Annotated in this window: 2 protein-coding genes; one reads left to right on the top strand and one right to left on the bottom strand. The window is 52.8% G+C overall.

Going from position 1 to position 959, the window contains the following annotated elements:
• Window positions 1-49 precede the first annotated feature (49 nt).
• On the bottom strand, window positions 50-250 hold the full coding sequence (locus tag ACOCD2_RS22135; protein ID WP_419613118.1) for a hypothetical protein: 201 nt from the start codon (window positions 248-250) through the stop codon (window positions 50-52).
• An 86-nt stretch (window positions 251-336) separates the two neighbouring features.
• Between ACOCD2_RS22135 and moaE the strand changes: the two genes are divergently transcribed.
• Window positions 337-789: a molybdopterin synthase catalytic subunit MoaE gene (moaE, locus tag ACOCD2_RS22130; RefSeq protein ID WP_293650535.1), complete on the top strand. Its 453-nt coding sequence runs from the start codon at window positions 337-339 to the stop codon at window positions 787-789.
• Window positions 790-959 lie beyond the last annotated feature (170 nt).

The following is a 959-nucleotide window of genomic DNA, read 5'->3' as shown; positions in this document are numbered from 1 at the left end:
AGAGCGAAGCGAAGGCTGGTAGCCCCCAGTAGCCGCGAGGCCGCACTGCTTACCCGTCGTGCGCATAGCGCCAGAGGGGAAGCAAAGTAGGCATCCGAACGCGGCGTCCAGTCATTGGGAGCCAAGTACGGAGCAGCAACGAGCTTGCGAAGTTGTTGCGTAGTGCTTGGTGACCAGGACGTCTGGGGCACCAATAGGTTGTCAAAGGCCGAGTCGATTTTGGGGACTGGGATGTCCCAAAATCTATCACGAGGCCGAAGACACGCTTGAAAATATACGGTGGAACAATGTTGCTTACTCTAAACTCTAGGTATCTTTGAAAGAGGCTGAAAATTCATGCAAAAACATATCGCCGTTCAGGAAGGATCATTTGATCCTGCCGGGGAAGAACGTTTGCTGCGTGAGGGCAATCCCCGCATCGGTGCGGTGGTGACTTTCCTGGGGCTGATGCGGGACATCAACGACGATGACAAGATTAGCACCATGACCCTGGAGCATTATCCTGGCATGACTGAAAAGGCGCTGGACGCCATCGTGGAGGAAGCGGCGGAACGCTGGGATCTGGAAGGCATACGGGTTATCCATCGCGTGGGTGATTTGCTGCCGGAAGATCCCATTGTGATGGTGATGGTGGGCAGCAGACACCGGGGCGAAGCCTTTCGCGCTTGTGAGTTCGTCATCGATTATCTGAAGACCCGGGCGCCTTTCTGGAAGAAGGAACAGACTGCCAAGGGTGAGCGCTGGGTGGATGCCCGCCACAGCGACAAGGAAGCTGAAGCAAAATGGTAAGCGCTTTTTCGGCTGCTTTGTAGTAGCGTAGATACAGTCGAACAATACTTTAACTAGTTACCGTCTATAAATAGCTATCTTTTTCGGGCAGCTCCAGATAATTAGCGCATGCCAATATACTGAATTAATTAATCACCTGCCTTGACAAGGATATTGTCGTTTGCAGGGAG

Origin of the sequence: Thiolapillus sp. (assembly GCF_048562965.1) — a bacterium.
Taxonomy (GTDB): Bacteria; Pseudomonadota; Gammaproteobacteria; order Chromatiales; family Chromatiaceae; genus Thiolapillus; species Thiolapillus brandeum_A.
The sequence above is the reverse complement of the archived record's forward strand: the minus strand, read 5'-3'. Positions and strand labels throughout refer to the sequence as shown.